At 40.3% G+C, this 16,603-nt stretch carries 14 protein-coding genes; 4 read left to right on the top strand and 10 right to left on the bottom strand.

Going from position 1 to position 16,603, the window contains the following annotated elements; genetic code table 11:
• Nucleotides 1-7: 7 nt before the first annotated feature.
• Nucleotides 8-1,606: a carboxylesterase/lipase family protein gene (locus OCV61_RS07175; RefSeq protein ID WP_158421232.1), complete on the bottom strand. Its 1,599-nt coding sequence runs from the start codon at nucleotides 1,604-1,606 to the stop codon at nucleotides 8-10.
• Nucleotides 1,607-1,809: 203 nt separating this feature from the next.
• Here OCV61_RS07175 and OCV61_RS07180 point away from each other — a divergent pair, with 203 nt between their 5' ends.
• From OCV61_RS07180 to OCV61_RS07190, 3 genes are read left to right on the top strand one after another with little or no spacing between them, the layout of a single operon-like run.
• Nucleotides 1,810-3,081, top strand: coding sequence for an ABC transporter substrate-binding protein (locus OCV61_RS07180; protein ID WP_158421233.1), 1,272 nt, complete (start codon nucleotides 1,810-1,812; stop codon nucleotides 3,079-3,081).
• A 2-nt stretch (nucleotides 3,082-3,083) separates the two neighbouring features.
• On the top strand, nucleotides 3,084-4,862 hold the full coding sequence (locus OCV61_RS07185; protein WP_158421234.1) for a sensor histidine kinase: 1,779 nt from the start codon (nucleotides 3,084-3,086) through the stop codon (nucleotides 4,860-4,862).
• Between the two features lie 2 nt (nucleotides 4,863-4,864).
• On the top strand, nucleotides 4,865-6,367 hold the full coding sequence (locus OCV61_RS07190; RefSeq protein ID WP_158421235.1) for a response regulator: 1,503 nt from the start codon (nucleotides 4,865-4,867) through the stop codon (nucleotides 6,365-6,367).
• Between the two features lie 59 nt (nucleotides 6,368-6,426).
• Here the strand turns inward: OCV61_RS07190 and OCV61_RS07195 are convergent, their stop codons facing one another.
• The 6 genes from OCV61_RS07195 to OCV61_RS07220 all read right to left on the bottom strand — a co-directional run bounded on the left by OCV61_RS07195 (nucleotide 6,427) and on the right by OCV61_RS07220 (nucleotide 12,580).
• Nucleotides 6,427-7,314: an ABC transporter permease gene (locus tag OCV61_RS07195; RefSeq protein WP_158421236.1), complete on the bottom strand. Its 888-nt coding sequence runs from the start codon at nucleotides 7,312-7,314 to the stop codon at nucleotides 6,427-6,429.
• On the bottom strand, nucleotides 7,311-8,318 hold the full coding sequence (locus OCV61_RS07200; protein WP_330382899.1) for an ABC transporter permease: 1,008 nt from the start codon (nucleotides 8,316-8,318) through the stop codon (nucleotides 7,311-7,313). The genes OCV61_RS07195 and OCV61_RS07200 overlap by 4 nt, the downstream gene beginning before the upstream one ends.
• Entirely contained in the window at nucleotides 8,315-9,226 is a 912-nt protein-coding gene (locus tag OCV61_RS07205; RefSeq protein ID WP_158421237.1) for an ATP-binding cassette domain-containing protein, read from the bottom strand. The genes OCV61_RS07200 and OCV61_RS07205 overlap by 4 nt, the downstream gene beginning before the upstream one ends.
• Nucleotides 9,219-10,232 carry an ABC transporter ATP-binding protein gene (locus OCV61_RS07210; RefSeq protein ID WP_158421238.1) on the bottom strand — a complete coding sequence of 338 codons (1,014 nt, stop codon included), beginning with the start codon at nucleotides 10,230-10,232 and terminating at the stop codon, nucleotides 9,219-9,221. The genes OCV61_RS07205 and OCV61_RS07210 overlap by 8 nt, the downstream gene beginning before the upstream one ends.
• Nucleotides 10,233-10,305: 73 nt before the next feature.
• A complete protein-coding gene (locus tag OCV61_RS07215) occupies nucleotides 10,306-11,847 on the bottom strand; it encodes an ABC transporter substrate-binding protein (protein WP_158421239.1) in 1,542 nt (513 codons plus the stop codon).
• Nucleotides 11,848-12,031: 184 nt separating this feature from the next.
• Nucleotides 12,032-12,580 (bottom strand): NUDIX hydrolase, encoded by a 549-nt coding sequence (locus OCV61_RS07220; RefSeq protein WP_158421240.1) that lies wholly within the window; start codon nucleotides 12,578-12,580, stop codon nucleotides 12,032-12,034.
• A 225-nt stretch (nucleotides 12,581-12,805) separates the two neighbouring features.
• Here OCV61_RS07220 and OCV61_RS07225 point away from each other — a divergent pair, with 225 nt between their 5' ends.
• The gene (locus tag OCV61_RS07225) at nucleotides 12,806-14,371 is read left to right on the top strand and encodes an autotransporter outer membrane beta-barrel domain-containing protein (RefSeq protein ID WP_158421241.1); all 1,566 of its coding nucleotides are present in this window, start codon (nucleotides 12,806-12,808) and stop codon (nucleotides 14,369-14,371) included.
• Here OCV61_RS07225 and OCV61_RS07230 read toward each other — a convergent pair.
• The 3 genes from OCV61_RS07230 to OCV61_RS07240 form a co-directional block, all read right to left on the bottom strand.
• Nucleotides 14,358-15,248 (bottom strand): ABC transporter permease, encoded by an 891-nt coding sequence (locus tag OCV61_RS07230; RefSeq protein ID WP_158421242.1) that lies wholly within the window; start codon nucleotides 15,246-15,248, stop codon nucleotides 14,358-14,360. The two genes, OCV61_RS07225 and OCV61_RS07230, sit on opposite strands and share 14 nt — an antisense overlap.
• On the bottom strand, nucleotides 15,245-16,168 hold the full coding sequence (locus OCV61_RS07235; RefSeq protein WP_158421243.1) for an ABC transporter ATP-binding protein: 924 nt from the start codon (nucleotides 16,166-16,168) through the stop codon (nucleotides 15,245-15,247). The genes OCV61_RS07230 and OCV61_RS07235 overlap by 4 nt, the downstream gene beginning before the upstream one ends.
• 162 nt (nucleotides 16,169-16,330) lie before the next feature.
• Nucleotides 16,331-16,603: hypothetical protein (locus OCV61_RS07240; RefSeq protein WP_262582727.1), on the bottom strand; the 273-nt coding region annotated here is incomplete at its 5' end.

A 16,603-nucleotide genomic window follows, 5' to 3' on the forward strand; every position in this document is an offset into this window, starting at 1 on the left:
TATACTGTTACTGGCTGATCAGTTCCTGTAATTCAGCATCATAATCAACTCTTTCTCCACTTGTGGTATCGAATACCATAGTAGATTTGTTGTCAGAAGTATAGGTGCTCCATTCAGGTACATTGTCACCATTTGGATCTCCGGTGCGTGCAAAGTTTACCCATGCACTTGCCATTACATCCTGCAGATCATAAGCATCCTGACTTCCGCCATAGCTGCCGGATACCAGATCTACATTGTGGAATACAAATGGAATTTCGCCGCAGTGCCACAGGTTTACACCACCATCAATTGGAGATTCATAAGATACAACGTAATCATAATTTTTAGTTGCACCAGCTTCTACTCGTTTTGTAAGGGTATTGGTGAACTTTGTACGATCTGCTACATAATAAGCGTCACAAGCACTCTTTTCAGGATAAGCTTTCAGGAAAGCTTCTTTTACAGCTTCAGCTTTATCACCGTATTTTTCTGTTAATTTTGCGTCAACTTCTTCTTCAGTCCAGGAGTTTTTGTTGGTTTCATTGGGATCCAGACATGTCCAGCAATTCATTTCTCCAAATACAGAACCGACCATAACCGGAATGTCATTTGTCCATTCCTGGAAATTACTCTGAATATAATCTTCATCAAGAACAGGACGCCAGCTTAAAGAAGTTCCAATTTCATCGCCAACTTCTTTTAATGCTTCAGTTGCAGCAGCATCAAGAGTATCATACGGAACCTCTTTTAACTGTTCAATCTGGTTATCTGAAATTCCTAAAATTTCAAGAGTTTTTGCAGTAATCTTTTTTGCAGTATCTTTTTCGATATAGCGTTCACTTCCGCTCTGTACAACCGCCTGATTGAATAATCCTTCTGCTTCAGGGGAAGCTAACATGCTGATGACTTTACCGCCGCCACCAGACTGTCCGAAAATAGTCACGTTGTCAGGATCGCCGCCAAAATTAGCAATGTTTTCTTTTACCCACTTTAAGGATGCAATCATATCTGCTGTGCCGCAGTTACCAGAATACTGATAGTCCTCACCATATTCGGAAACATCTAAGTAGCCAAGTACGTTTAAACGATGGTTTACAGTTACTACAACTACATCACCATATTCGCTAAGATTTTTTCCGTCATATGCAATACCTTCGATAGCAGAACCGTTGGTGTATCCGCCACCATGGAACCATACCATAACCGGCTTCTTTGCATTGGTATCCAGATCCTGTGTCCAAACATTCAAATTCTGGCAGTTTTCGCTCTGTGCCCAGTAACGATGAGGAATCAGGAAATCTCCGCCATCCGGATCTGTCATATTTGTAATAGGAGCTGTAGAACCATAGACAAGACAATTGCGCACATCATCCCATGTATCAGGAGCCTCCGGCTGTTCAAATCTGTCGGCTTTTGCATAAGGAATCCCACGGAAAGTATAAGTTCCGTTGTCAATAAAACCACGAACCTTTCCGTATGCGGTATCTGTAATGCCCTCTGTTTTGCTGACTACAACACTTTCTGTAGCTGAAGTATCGTCAGCTGCAGCAGCAGAAACTGTTGAAATCCCCATAGAGAAAATCATAACACTGCTTAAAAGAATACTAATAATTTTTTTCTTCATTTCTTAATACCCTCCTTCATATTTTGTAACTTTATTATAAAAAAAACGTTCTGGCAGCGCTATAAGTTTTTGAACTTGTCACTATTATTTTTTTGATTTCTTTAATTGTTTGGTAAATCTGATTGAAAAACCACCTGATTCGTTGTACTATATTTAGTAGGAAAATAGTGTATTTTTTAATTCAATATGAAAAGGGAACTCCTATGAAAAAAAATCTGAAAATATTATTATTCATTGCTGTTTGTGCCATTGCAGGCAGTGGTCTGTTATATGTGAAAGAATATAGTCAAAAGCAGCAAATAAACAGTGAAAAAGATGAAAAAGAAACACTTGTATTTCTCACGTCCAAAAGAGAAACAAGGCATATTTTTGAAACAATCATTGAAGATTTTAATGAGTCACAGGACGAGATATATGTTGAACATCTGGAAGTACCCAATCCGGATCAGGAGTTGCAAATACGTGCAGTTCAGGGAGAATTCCCGGATATTGTTGAATTTATTGGAGCTAAGAAAGATGATCTGAAAAAATATGTAACGGGTGGATATTTGCAGGCTTTAGACAATTTTTCGGCAACCCGTTGTGTTAATGAGCATTTTTTGGAAAAATTAGAAATTCATAATGGTACTTACGTACTTCCATTATCTGTGAACTACAGAGGAATATTTTATAACAAAAAGATGCTGGAGGAAGAAGGGTATCAGATTCCCTCTACTTATTCTGAACTTATTGATACCATGCAGCAAATAAAAAAAGCTGGAAAGCTTCCTATTGTTTTTGCAGATAAAGACAGCTGGACCGTTCACCAGGGATGGGATGCAATTGATATGTCATCCAGGGGAAGCCAGGACGACCTATTTCAGAAGGTATTAGATGGTGATGCACTTTTATATGAAGATTCTATTGCACTTGATTCCACCAGGAGATATTTAGAAATAAGAAAATACAGTCAGAAACAAACAATAAACACAGGATATGACGAAGCAGTAAAAACATTTGCAAACGGGGAAGCATATATGTTTCTCCAGGGAAACTGGGCATATCCCTTAATAAAAAAAATCAATCCGGATATCGATCTGTTATTTATGCCATTCCCTGCATATCATGAAGGTGATGAAAAAGTGGTAGTAAAAATAGATGCATCCTTGGGAGTTTCAGCTTCCTGTACCCATACAGAAGCAGTTGGAAAATTTCTGGATTATGTATTTTCAAAAAAGATGAGTGAATATTATGCAGAAGAAGCAGGGGCATATTCCTGTATAAAATCTGTAGATGTAGCAGACAAATATGCAAAAGCATTTACGGACAGCATCAGGAATGGTGATTTTGATCTGGAAGAATTTGCTTACGAGAGCGACAAGTCTGATGCAAGGGATGCTTTATTTCAGAACTTTTTCAGTTCACCTCAAAGGAATACCGAAAAATCATTTTTAAAGGAATGGAATGATCTTTTTATTCTGTTGAAAGGAGACTGAGTGTGAAGAGGATTTCAAGATTGCCTGTATGGTGGCAGCTTTTTATTGGACTGGCATGCTGTTTTCTATTTTCCTTAATAGTCATTTGTGCATCCTTTTTTATTGATATAAAAGAGGCTGAAAAAAATAATTGGTCTTACTTGCACAGAATGAACAGTCAGTGGGAACTGGAGATTGAAACGATAACAAAGAATCTGGATTATTTGCAATATTTACCTTTAATAGATAAAGATATCATGACAAATCTCCGAAACGACTATCAAAAGCAATCTCTAAAAAAACAACTTTCAAACTCGAACTATGTAAATAATATTTTAGAGGATATTTGCGGGATTAACCCATTTATTTTACGTGCTACGATTTTAACCAAAAATGGAAATATTTATGGCAATTTTGTTGAGGACTCATTAAAGCAGGTTGAGCAGGCACAAGATCATATTGTCTATTCAAAAGCAGGTCATAAAAATGAGAAACACATCACAGACATATATGAAGGCGAAATAAACATGCTTCCATATAAACTATTAACAATTGCATATGCTATGTATCCGGTAACATCAGATGAAAAGCTTGCTACGATTTATATCGATCTGAACTTTGAAGAAATAGAAAAAAGTTTTTCTGTGTTTTCAAATAATGAAATCGAATGTTGTCTTTTTAATAAAAACGGGATGATTTATTCTTCTGAAAAAGAAAACAATTTTCTTCTGAAGGATGTGAAAAACATTTATGAAAATTCAGATCATCAAGGAGTATTGGAAACAGACGGCACTGTCTGGAACGCATATGTTGTTAAAATCACTGATTTGGACTGGTATCTGGTTCAATGTATGCCGAAAAAAAGTTTTACCTTCAATAGTACAAAGAATATTTTGCCCTTTTGCTTTTGGGTTTTGATGATTTTTGTATTTTTACTGTTTGGAGGCATGCAGCTGATCAGTCGTATTACAAAACCTATTTCTGAATTCTCTAATGCCTTAAATCAGGTAACATTACATAAAAAACAAAAGCCAAGGCATATTCAATTATCAGAGGACGTACCAGAAGAAATTTCTACAATGGTAAGTGGTTATAACGATCTTGTATCGCGTATTGAAGAAAATATTATTCTGGCTTACAAAAACGAAATAAGTCAGAAGAAAACCGAACTGCAAATGCTGCAATATCAGATCAATCCTCATTTTTTATATAATACATTAAATATTGTCAGTGCGTTGGCAAAGCTAAACGGAATTAAAGAAATATCCGAAATCTCGGAAAGCCTGTCCCATATTTTCCATTACAATGTAAAAGGTGGAAATATTGTACAGCTGAAAATGGAGCTTGAAAATCTTCAATGCTATGTAAAAATACAGTCCCTGCGTTTTCCTGGAAAATTTGATGTAATTTATAACGTGGATGAGGAGATGCTGACCTGTGAAATGTTAAAATTCATCTTGCAGCCATTAATGGAAAATGCAATAGAACATGGTGTTATTCCATGTAAAAAAAGAGGCAGAATAGAACTGACAGGAAAAATCAGTTCAGATCATATAGCAGAGATCCGTATTTGTGATAATGGGAATGGAATAAACGATGAAACATTGCAGATGCTGCGCCAGGAGCTTAAGAAGGACCTGAAGCAGGGCATAAATCATAGTTCATCCGGAATTGGTCTAATCAACGTGCACCAGAGAATTAAAAACTATTATGGAGAAGAATTTGGAATTTCAATTGAAAGTACCCTGGGAGAATATACTTGTATAAAGGTCCGTTTTCCTATATTGCCAAAAGAGGTGTAATAATGAACTTTAAAATTTTAGTTGCAGATGACGAATATTATGCAAGAAAAGTACTTGTTATGATGCTTGAGAAATCCGGATTACCAATTTTGGTAGAAGGAGATTTTGAAGATGGAGAAGAAGTAATAGAATATCTTCAGAAAAATGAAGCAGACATTATCATTACGGATATTCGTATGCCCAATTTAGATGGTCTGGAACTGGCAAAATATGTACAGGAACATTTGCCAAAATGTGCAGTAGTGGTAGAAACGGGATATGAAGATTTTCAATATGCCAAAAAGGCATTGCGATATCATGTAAAGGACTATTTGACAAAACCAATTAATGAATCAGAATTACTTGAATGTATTAAGGATATTCTTATTGAAAAAGCGAAGTTCGATAATCTGGAGAATATTAATAAATTAAAAGGTGTTGTTGAGAACCTGGATTTTGCACAGCTGATACATAATAAAAAGCTATTTGACCACATGATGCCTGCTGATCTTTGGAATGCTCATTCCTGGTTTTATATGGTGAAGGGAGAAGTTTCAAATTCAGGTTATCAAAAAATTGAAAACTATTTACAGGGCAAAAAAAATGCCTCTAATATACAAAGCTGGTATTTTAAAAATAAAGGAGAATGTATATTACTCTTTTTTTGCAAAGAGAAAATGGATTTCAAAGCATGTATTGGTGAGGCTGATTTTCTGCAGCTAAGAAATAGCATAGGTCATAATTCCTGGTTTGGAATCAGTGGCATTCATAAAGAAAGAGCTGAAATTGAAAAAGCATACCGAGAATGTATTTACGCAATTAATAACCGTATTTTAATAAATGACAATCTGTTTTTCTGGAAGAAGGAACTGGAAATCACAAATCTGCTGGAAAAAGAAACATTGGAAATATTCAGCAGGTTCATAGAATTTGGACGCATTCATGAGGCAGAAAAAATCATAGACAAATTATTTGCCAGATGTATAAAAGAACATGCAAACATTTACAGCCTTTATAATGCGGTCATACAGCTTTTTTCTATCCTCCGGAACAACTATTATAATAGATGTCAGGTTCCGGCTGGAGAAGGGGGATATTTCCTGTTTGACTTTAAGATTGATCTGTATCAATTCCATACAGCGGATGAGTTAAAAGAATATTTATTTATGATTTTGAAAGAAGTTGGGGAGAAAAATGAGGAAGATGAAAACGAACTTCTGATAGAAAACATTTTAGGTTATCTTGAAAATCATTATGCTGACGATATCACATTAAATGAGCTTGCAGAACATAAATATTTTGTAAGCGTGGGACACCTGAGCAGAACATTTAAAAATAAAACAGGACAAACATTTTCCAAGTATCTGACGGAGCTGCGCCTGAAAAAGGCAAAGGAATTTTTAATAAATACAGACTTTGACATTACGGATATAGCCACTTTTACAGGATATAATGATGCTTCTTATTTCACTCAGATTTTCCGAAAATCCTGTGGTATGACACCTTCAGAATATCGTTCCATGTAAAATGCAGCCTCCCGCACCTGAAAACATAGTAGATGCAGGAGGCTGCCACTAAAAAATTCTTAAAAATTACTTTCTTTTCTGTTTGCCTGCTCTCTGCAGGCATTTCCTATATTAGTCAGACAGAGTACTGTAGCAATCAGGAAAAGCCCTGGGATCAGGATGATCCACCAGGAGCCTGTCATCAATGCTTTATCTGACAGAGATAGCATACTGCCCCATGTGATAACTTCTATGGGAAGACCGATTCCCATAAAACTCAAGGTAGCCTCTGAGATCATTGCAGTTCTTACGTTCATAACAACCATAAACATGATTGATGAGAAAAAGTTGGGTACCAGGTGTTTCCACAAAACACGAAAGAACCCTGCTCCCATACATTTTGCAGCGATAATATATTCACTATTTCGTATCTGTCGTACTTCAGTACGTACCACTTTGGCAATACTGGTCCAGCTGGTCACGCCAATCACAAATGACAGGCTGAGAACATTCGCATTTCCCATGATAGCTTGCAGTAGAATGATCAGAAGCAGAGTTGGAATACTTAGGAATATCTCTGTAAATCTCATAATCAGTTCATCAAGCCATGCCGGTGCCACTCCACTGAATGCCCCAACCACAACTGCAATAAAAGTAGAAATTACAGTAGCTAAACCACCGATCAGAATTGAGATTCTTCCCCCATACCAGATCATAGAAAAAATATCTCTTCCCATGGTATCTGTACCAAAAAGGAATTCCTTGTCAGGCGCCTTGTTATAATTCAGCAGATCCATATAGGTGGGATCCTTTGTCATGATCAGTTCTGCACCCAGACAGCCAAGTATGATAAGCACCAGGATTGCTATCGAAACCACTGGTTTGTTCTTATACCACTTTTTCTTTGCTTTCGGAATTATTGTTTCTGTCTTTTTGTTTCCTGCAAATTCAAATAAACTATTAGTCATCCTTCCACTACCTCCGATTTCTCGGTTATTACTTCATCCTTCATACGAGGATCAATCTGTTCATTGATAGTCTGACTGACAATATTACAGAAAATAACCAGGATTCCTGACATCATACACAGCAACATCAGCAGATTATAATCATGATATCTGGCACTCTCATAAGACAGAGCTCCGATTCCAGGATAGGAAAATACGCTTTCTACTACATAGGTTCCCCCCAGTACATGAGGGACTGCAATTGCCATAATGCTCAGATAAGCAGGCATTACGTTTCGGACACAATGCGTGAACATAAGCTTTTTCTTATTCAATCCTTTTGCTTTTGCCAGAAGAACGTAATCTGCACGAACCTCTTCAAGGATCTTATTTCGGATCATGTAAGCGTAATACCACAAATGCTCCAGAACCACGATGGTCAGCGGCATGATCAGATGCAGAATCCGGTCTCCAACATTTCCTGCATTTCCGGTGCTGTAAGCGCCACTACTTGGCAAAACCTTAAGATTTACGGAAAAGATAAGGATCAGCACCAGAGCCATCCAGAACTCAGGAATACAACTTGATATGGTTCCCAGCTTGCACAGGATCCGGTCTGCCATCCGGTTTTCGTACCAGGCGCATAGGATTCCAAGAAGCAAAGCTCCTGCAAACATAATGATAAATCCGATTCCTCCAAGCAAAAGTGTATTGCCAATGCGGTTGCCAATTACTTCTAATACATCCTGTTTATATTTAAAGGAAATGCCAAACTCTCCATGAAAAGCATTTTTTACCCATTTCACGTATTGCACAGAAATGGGTTCATTCAAACCCAGTTTTCCCATTGCCCATTCACGTTCTTCCGGGCTCATCTTCTCTGTACGGTCTCCATAATAAGAGATCAGCGGATCTCCCGGTGCAAGACGTGCTACATAAAATACTGCAACAGAAAGTATAAATACAGAAATCAGGAATATCAGGCTTTTTGTACCATAGTAGACTAACTTTTTTTGTCTCATCATATACTGCACCCCTTTCTGTCAGCCTGGGTCATTGCAAAATGTCCTGGTGACACTTCTGTCCATACACTGTTTTCCATTCCCTCCCCATGATAATACTGGAGGACTCTTTTTCTTTCCCTGATCGGATCCGGAACAGGAATTGCAGATAACAATGTTTTCGTATAAGGGTGCACCGGATTGGAATACAATTCTTCTGCTGGAGCCAGTTCTACCAGTTTTCCATGATACATGACTCCCACCCGGTCACAAAGATATTCAACCATCGCCAGATCATGTGCAATAAATAAAAATGTAAATCCATGATCCTCCTGCAGATGGCGAAACAGGTTCACGATCTGTGCCTGTATGGACACATCAAGAGAAGCAATCGGTTCATCTGCCACCAGAAATTCCGGTTCCATACACAAGGATCTGGCTATCGCCACTCGTTGTCTCTGGCCGCCTGACAATTCAGATGGATAACGATCCAGAAAGCTATTCTCCAGTCCTACATATTCCATCTGAAATGCAGCCTCTTTCACAAAGCTTCCTCTGGGCGGTGTGATATGCTGAATTCTCATAGGCTCAGTAATAATATCAGACACTTTCATTTTCTGATTCAGACTGGATGCTGAATCCTGAAAGATCATCTGGCGTCTGGTCTGCAGCATTTTCTTATGCTTTTTAAATTCCTTTTTATCACAGATATTTACGTCTTTGTACCAGATTTCTCCCTTCGTGGGCTGATATATATTCATCAAACATCTGGCTACTGTAGATTTCCCGGAACCAGACTCTCCTACCAGACCAAAGATTTCACCTTTATGGATTTGAAATGAAACATCGTCCACAGCCTTTACTTTGATTTTTCTTGTCAGGTGAAACTGCTGGGTCAGATGCTTCACATCTAATAAAACTTCTTTACTCACTGAACTGCCCTCCCATAGGTGATTTGATCTGTGGTGCCCGTGGGTCCAACAGCCAGGTTGCCGCATAATGCGTATCTGTTATCTTAAACATAGGCGGCATTTCTTCATAATCAATATTCAGGGCATACTCATTTCGACATGCAAAAGCATCACCTTTAGGCGGATGGATCAATGTAGGCGGCATACCGGGAATTGTGTACAGACTTTCTTTTCCATTTGCAAATGCAGGAAGTGACTTCATCAATCCCCATGTGTATGGGTGTCTGGGATCGTAATACACTTCCTCTGCTGTACCGATCTCTACGATTTTACCTGCGTACATTACTGCTACCCTGTCTGCTACCCTGGCAACAACTCCCAAATCATGAGAAACCAGTATCATCGCTGTTCCAAGCTTTTTCTGTATTTCACGCAGAAGATCCAGGATTTGTGCCTGTATGGTCACATCCAATGCTGTGGTCGGTTCATCTGCAAATAAAATATCCGGATCTGCTGCCAGTGCAATCGCCATAACACATCTCTGGCGCATTCCACCAGAAAACTGCCAGGGATACTGATGGTAGCGTTCCTTTGGATGAGAAATACCTACCAGCTCCATAAGTCTCAGAACCTTCTGATCTACCTGCGCTTTTGTATATTTTCTATTGTGGATCAGCACTGCTTCTGCGATCTGTTTTCCAATTTTGATCGTTGGATTTAAGGATGTCATAGGATCCTGAAAAATCATGGAAAAAACCTTTCCACGAAGCTTCTGCATCTCCTTCTCCCGATAACAAGTGATATCCTGTCCATTCACATGGATACTTCCCTCTTTGATCTTTGCACTTGGTGGCAAAAGCTTCATGATACTTTTGCAAAGCACACTCTTTCCACATCCGGATTCGCCAACTATAGCCAGCACTTCTCCCTTTTTTAACGAAAAAGACACGTCCCTCACTGCCTGTACTTCTCCTAAGGAACCTTCTATGCTGACTGAAAGATTTTTAACCTCTAATAAATGTTCCATTTTTAATCCTTTTTCCGCTAGTGTAAAAAGGGGGCACTCCTGGCGCCCCCATCACAACCCTTATCTCGTTTTATTATTCAATCGTCCAGTCTGCAACATTCCAGAAAATACCAACTCCGTGATGTCCCATAACTGTATCAGGATCAATTCCCTTAATATTGCTGTCAGCAACATAGTTAGCATCGATATAGCAGATCATTGCATAAGCCGGATCCTCTGCAAGAGCTTTCTGGAAATTAGCATATGCCTCGGCACGAACCTGGGGATCTGCGGTCTGTCTTGCTTCGGTCAGATATTTGTCAACTTCCTCATTGGAATAGCTGGAGTAGTTTGCTCCCTTATCTGTTCCGAATACTTTGTAGGTATGGTCGTCAGCATCAAATGGGCTTCCCCATCCGATCAGGAATGCCATCTGTCCAGCCCAGTCTATCTGTGCAGGAATCTCAACGGATACATCCATGCCAATTTCTTTCAGTTCCTGTGCTGCGATCTGTGCCATATCAATACGTACCTGATCACCGGAACTTACGCTGATAACAAATCCCACTTTTTCGCCATCACGATAATAGAATCCGTCATCACCCATCTCACATCCAGCAGCTTCAAGGATTTCTTTTGCTTTTTCCGGATTGTAATCATAATGCTCAACATCTTCATAGTTGTAAATATTTCTCTGAAGCGGTCCATAAGCCGGCATTCCCTGTCCAAGGATCACTGCATCAATAATTGCCTGACGATCAAGTCCGTAGCATACTGCCGGGATCAGATCACGGTTTTTCTGCCAGTATTCGTTGCCAAAGTTAAACATGATTCCACGATAGTCAGCAGTCTTCATATCATAGCATGTATATGCATCATCATCAGCAAAAGAAGCTGCATCCTTCGGCGTGAGAAGAGCCAGATCCAATTCTCCTGATTTTAACTGAAGTGCTTTCGCATTGTCATCGGGTACGATCTTGAATACAACTTTATCAATGGATGGCTCGCCTTTGAAATAATCTTCATTCTTAACCAGAGTAATAGCCTGTCCTTCATCCCAAGATTCGATTTTGTATGGGCCTGTTCCTACCGGGTTACGGAAGAAATCAGATGTCTGCATATCTTCTCCCTCAAGCAGATGCTTAGGAAGAACTGCCATTGTCATATAATCAAGGAATGCAACATTTTTGTCTTTAAGCTTAAATGAAACAGTATGATCATCGATCACATTAATCTCTTCTACATCCTCGTAGTTAGGTGCATTCTCAGAACCGTTTTCCGGATCCATAATAGCTTCGATTGTAAACTTAACATCATCTGCAGTAACAGGTTCACCATCCTGCCATTTGGCATCCTCTACCATATGAAATGTGTAGGTATTGTTTGCATCATCGAACTCCCAGCTCTTAGCCAGTCCTGGAACTACCTGATTCTCTCCGTCATGTGCAGTTAATCCGCTGAAGATCAGAATATTGATCTCGCCATGCTCATCCATAGCCGGGTTGATCCTGGTATAATCTCCACTTCCATATACCAGAGTTGTTTCTTCTTCTGCAAATGCAGGAATTGTTGTGCCTGCACTGGCCATAAATACAGTCAGAAGCATTCCTACCATTGTTAAAAGTCCCTTTTTCATTCTTTGATCCCTCGCTTTTTTAATTTTGGTAACTTTCTCAATGATACCAAAATCAGCGATTCTTCATAAGCCCTGTAGGGGGATATTCGGCCATTCTTATTTGCAACAGATGTATTCAATATTTGCATACGTTATTCAAACGAGGCTATATCAGCTGGGGGATTGACTCCCAGCTGACATGTGTTTATGCTGTAAGATATCTTTTGATAAGCTCTAGTCCCTCTATTGGAACACAAAATTTCTGATTCTTCTTTTTACATTCTGACAGAGTATTTTCCAGGTCAAACCACTGCACTTCCTCAACCTCTTCTTTTTGAAGCTTTAAGCTTTCTATTTCCACAGGCCTCCTGTAAGCATATACAAATGCAATCTCGTTATCCCAAAAAAGCTTTCCATAAAACTCCTTTTTATACCGGATAGGAAATGTTCCTGCAAATTCCAGATCCCTGGCTTGTGCTTTAATCCCCAGTTCTTCAAAAAGTTCCCTTAATGCAGATTCTAATGGTTCGTCTCCTGCCTGCACATGCCCTGCCGAAGAGGTATCAAACCTGCCGGGAAAAGAATCTTTCTCTGTGGAACGCTTTTGCAGCAAAACCTGAATCCTGCCTTCCATTTCCCTTATGATCCAGATATGGGCAGTTCTGTGTCTTATCCCCTGAGCATGTGCAATACTCCGCTCTACAGTCTGCCCGGTTGGCTCTCCTGCCTCATTAATAATATCAAAAAATTCCATGGCTTCTTTCCGTCCTTTATCTCAATTTTCTTGAACCAGCACTACCCTTTCGGGAATCAATTATATGCCTTTCCACATTTTCGTGCAAATCTTAATACACACTTTTTTTTCATTTTTCCCACATAAGGAACACATTTTTTCCATATTTTAAACACAGTCTTCATATATATTGTTTTACATAAACAACAAGACAACAAACATTCATACAGAAAGGACAATATAAAAATGAAGAAAAAATATTTAGCAGTTTTGATGGGAATCATGGTAACATCTACAGCCGTTCCAGCAACCACGTTTGCAGAAGACGTCTCTACCACTACAGAAGCAGATACAGCACAGGAGCAGAAAGTCACAAATGAAGCACCAGATGGTCAGGCTCCTGAAAAACCGGAAGGTGAAGCTCCGGACGGACAGGCTCCTGAAAAACCAGAAGGTGAGGCTCCGGACGGACAAGGCGGTCCTGATGGCGGTCAGTCTGAAGGCGTGGATAGCTACACCACTGTCAATGAATATACAGAAGATACCTCTATTGAAAATACAACCCTTGAATCCACAGGAACCGATGAAAATGCAGCTTTGATCTCTTCCGGTGCCAATGTGACTTTTGACAACGTAACCATATCCCGGGAGTCCCAGGAAAGTACCGGTGGCAATGATGCCAGCTTTTATGGGGTAGGTGCAGCCGTTCTGGCAACAGACGGAACAGCTTACGTAAAAGGTGGAAGTATTACAACGAACGCAAATGGTGGAGCTGGTCTATTCGCATATGGTAATGGTACGATCTATGCGGCAGATACAGACATTAAAACAGAGCAGGGCACCTCCGGCGGTGTACATACCGCTGGTGGAGGCACCCTTTATGGTTGGGGTCTGAATGTTGAAACCAATGGTGAATCTTCCGCAGCCATCCGAAGCGACAGAGGCGGCGGCACAATGGTTCTGGATGGAGGAAGCTATACTTCCAACGGGATCGGCTCTCCTGCCATCTACAGTACAGCAGATATTGCAGTAAATAATGCGACTCTCACAGCCAACGGATCGGAAGCTGTATGTATCGAAGGTCTTAACTCAATCCACTTGTATGACTGCGATCTTACCGGAAATATGAGTGATCAGGATCAAAATGACAACACCTGGACTGTCATCTTATATCAAAGCATGTCTGGTGACGCAGAAGTAGGTAACAGCACCTTCCAGATGGATGGTGGTTCCCTTACTTCCCAAAACGGTGGTGTATTCTACACCACCAACACGGAAAGCACCATCACTTTAAATGATGTAGATATTAATTATAATGATGACAATGAGTTTTTCCTGCAGTGTACAGGCAATACCAATCAGCGTGGCTGGGGACAGGCAGGTGCCAATGGCGCAGACTGTGCCTTTACCGCAATCAGTCAGGACATGCAGGGAGATGTGATATGGGATTCTATCAGTGACCTTGATTTCTATATTACAGACAGCAGTAATCTGACAGGTGCAATCCTTGATGATGAAACATATGCCGGTGACGGTGGTTCCGGTTATTGCAACGTAACTGTCAGCAAAGACTCAACCTGGACGGTTACCGGAGACAGCACCGTTACTTCCCTCTCCAATGAAGGAACCATCGTAGATGACCAGGGCAAAGCTGTGACTATCCAGGGAACTGACGGCACTGTTTATGTAGAAGGTGACAGCCAATACACCATCACAACCGATTCTTACAGTGATTCTGCAGATCAATCCGGTGCAACAGCTCTTCAAAACTGGAGCGGATATCAGACAGAAAAACCTTCTACTCTTTCTTAAGGTCTGTGATCAGCAGATAAAGAATCCCCAGGATCACAATGGTACCAGCCATGATTGCCAACATCCATCCTGTTCCTACAACTTTCCCAAGAAAGATAGGATTGCAGTCCACGGAATCCCGGATCCCCGCAATTGCCTGTGTGGGGATCCCTTCCTTTTCCATTTCCTCAAAAACACCTCTCAGCATATGATTCTTCAACAAAGAAGTCCCATATGTACTTGGAATAAAGGAAAGAACCTTCTGCAATCCGCTTCCAAAATTAGAAATAGGCATATATGCACCACATATAAATCCATATCCTGCACTTACAATGGTTCCCACAGCTGACATCTGTCCCTGGGTTTTCAAAGGGTAGCAGACAATGCTGGATAAAATACTTCCAAACAGGACCAGAAGGATCTCGTCCAAAATCAGCCATAAAACATCTGCCACGCTTAAATACCATCCCATGATGCCAATATAGCCAAGGCACAATGCCAAAGCCAGCAGATTTACCATTAAGGAATTCAGCACAGTTGAAAAAAAGTAGCCCAGGTAGATCAATGGTCTTTTTACAGGAGATACATTAAAATCCTTTCTTGCACCACTGGCCCGGTCCTGTATCATAGTCAGGTTTACACAAAAGGTTACTGTTACACAGCTGACTGCCAGAAGTCCGGCTGCAAGCTGTGAAGCTACTGTGCCATCCACTAATTTATCAGAAATCTTAAAGAAATCAGGAAGGGCCGACAGGAAAGAATCTCTGTATATATTAGCAAGAAAAGTCCCATATAATACGATCAGAATAATCGGAGTGATCAAGGATGAGATCAGCATGCCCTTGTCTCTGAAAAACAGCTTCCTGTTTCGTTTTATTAATGCCAACGTGGTTTTCATGGATTCTCACCTCCTAATACCTTTCCGGTTACAGCAAGAAATACATCATCCATGCCGCCCTTTACTACTTCATAATCCTGAAACAGTTCCTGATGCTCTACAATCAGCTTTGTTGCTTCACCGGTGTTCTGTACCTGGATCTGATAACCATCCCGGATTGCCTTATAAGGTTTGCCAAGCTGCCGGATCTGTTCTTCTCCTGCTCCATATATAGAAACATAGTCCTGTACATATTGATTTTTCAGCTGATAAGGTGTACCCTCTGCCACAATCTTCCCCTTATCCAGAATCACTACATAACCTGCAGATGCCGCTTCTTCCATATAGTGTGTTGTAAGAAAAACGGTCATATTCTCTGATACCCGAAGCTTTTCGATAATACTCCATATCAGCTTTCTGGTCTGAGGATCCAGTCCTGTGGTAGGCTCATCCAGAATCAATATCTCAGGTTTGTGAAGTAGTGCCCTGGCAATGTCAATTCTTCTTCGCTGACCGCCGGACAGTTTGCCCACCTGCCGGTTCATAAACCCTTTAAAGTCCAGGATAATGGACAGCTCTTCCAGTCTCTTATCAAATTCCTTACCTGTAATACCATACAGTGCGGCTCTGCTCTCCAGGTTTTCCCTGACAGTCAGCGGCTTATCCAACACACTGTCCTGAAAAACAACACCTATCATTCTTTTAATGTCTCCCGGCTTCTGATCTACTTCGTTGCCGCCGATCTTTACCTCTCCACTGTCCTTTTTCAGCTGCCCGCAGATAATCGAGATCGTGGTACTCTTGCCTGCTCCATTTACACCAAGAAAAGCAAATAGCTCCCCTTTTCTTACCTGAAAGCTTAGATCATTTACAGCATGTACACTACCGAAGGACTTATTCAGATGCTGTATTTCTATTACAGGATCCAACTGTTTTTCCATTTTTCATATCTTCCTTTCCACAAACATTCTTTCTTACAGAAAAGATCAAATCTCCTTTTCCACTATACCATAACCAGCATATATAATTCTACCATTCCTCTCAGATTCCCAGTGAATCCAGTGAATATTTGTTTTCCCGTGAACGATATGTTGTGGATTGGGCTATTCTGAAAATACCTCCATCATAAGCCTGATCCCAACCTTCAATCCTTCCTCAAATGAATTTTTCTCCCATGCACAGCATACACTCCCATGACGAATCATGATCTCCTCCCAAAGTGGTATCCTCTCCCCCATATCATCCTCCACCACTCGGTCCATGCCTTCGATTCCTTGCAGCCATTGTTCCAGTTCCTTTTCTTTTGCCTGCCCGGCTTTCCTGGCAACTGTATTTTCCTTCCACAGGTTATTTTCCGTGTAATGTTCATAGATCAG

Origin of the sequence: Blautia ammoniilytica (assembly GCF_025566965.1) — a bacterium.
Lineage (GTDB): Bacteria > Bacillota > Clostridia > Lachnospirales > Lachnospiraceae > Blautia_A > Blautia_A ammoniilytica.

Coding starts and splice junctions, on each gene's coding strand:
- OCV61_RS07175 (WP_158421232.1), bottom strand. CDS start 1,606: ATGAAGAAAAAAATTATTAGTATTCTTTTAAGCAGTGTTATGATTTTC.
- OCV61_RS07180 (WP_158421233.1), top strand. CDS start 1,810: ATGAAAAAAAATCTGAAAATATTATTATTCATTGCTGTTTGTGCCATT.
- OCV61_RS07190 (WP_158421235.1), top strand. CDS start 4,865: ATGAACTTTAAAATTTTAGTTGCAGATGACGAATATTATGCAAGAAAA.
- OCV61_RS07195 (WP_158421236.1), bottom strand. CDS start 7,314: ATGACTAATAGTTTATTTGAATTTGCAGGAAACAAAAAGACAGAAACA.
- OCV61_RS07200 (WP_330382899.1), bottom strand. CDS start 8,318: ATGATGAGACAAAAAAAGTTAGTCTACTATGGTACAAAAAGCCTGATA.
- OCV61_RS07210 (WP_158421238.1), bottom strand. CDS start 10,232: ATGGAACATTTATTAGAGGTTAAAAATCTTTCAGTCAGCATAGAAGGT.
- OCV61_RS07215 (WP_158421239.1), bottom strand. CDS start 11,847: ATGAAAAAGGGACTTTTAACAATGGTAGGAATGCTTCTGACTGTATTT.
- OCV61_RS07220 (WP_158421240.1), bottom strand. CDS start 12,580: ATGGAATTTTTTGATATTATTAATGAGGCAGGAGAGCCAACCGGGCAG.
- OCV61_RS07225 (WP_158421241.1), top strand. CDS start 12,806: ATGAAGAAAAAATATTTAGCAGTTTTGATGGGAATCATGGTAACATCT.
- OCV61_RS07230 (WP_158421242.1), bottom strand. CDS start 15,248: ATGAAAACCACGTTGGCATTAATAAAACGAAACAGGAAGCTGTTTTTC.
- OCV61_RS07235 (WP_158421243.1), bottom strand. CDS start 16,168: ATGGAAAAACAGTTGGATCCTGTAATAGAAATACAGCATCTGAATAAG.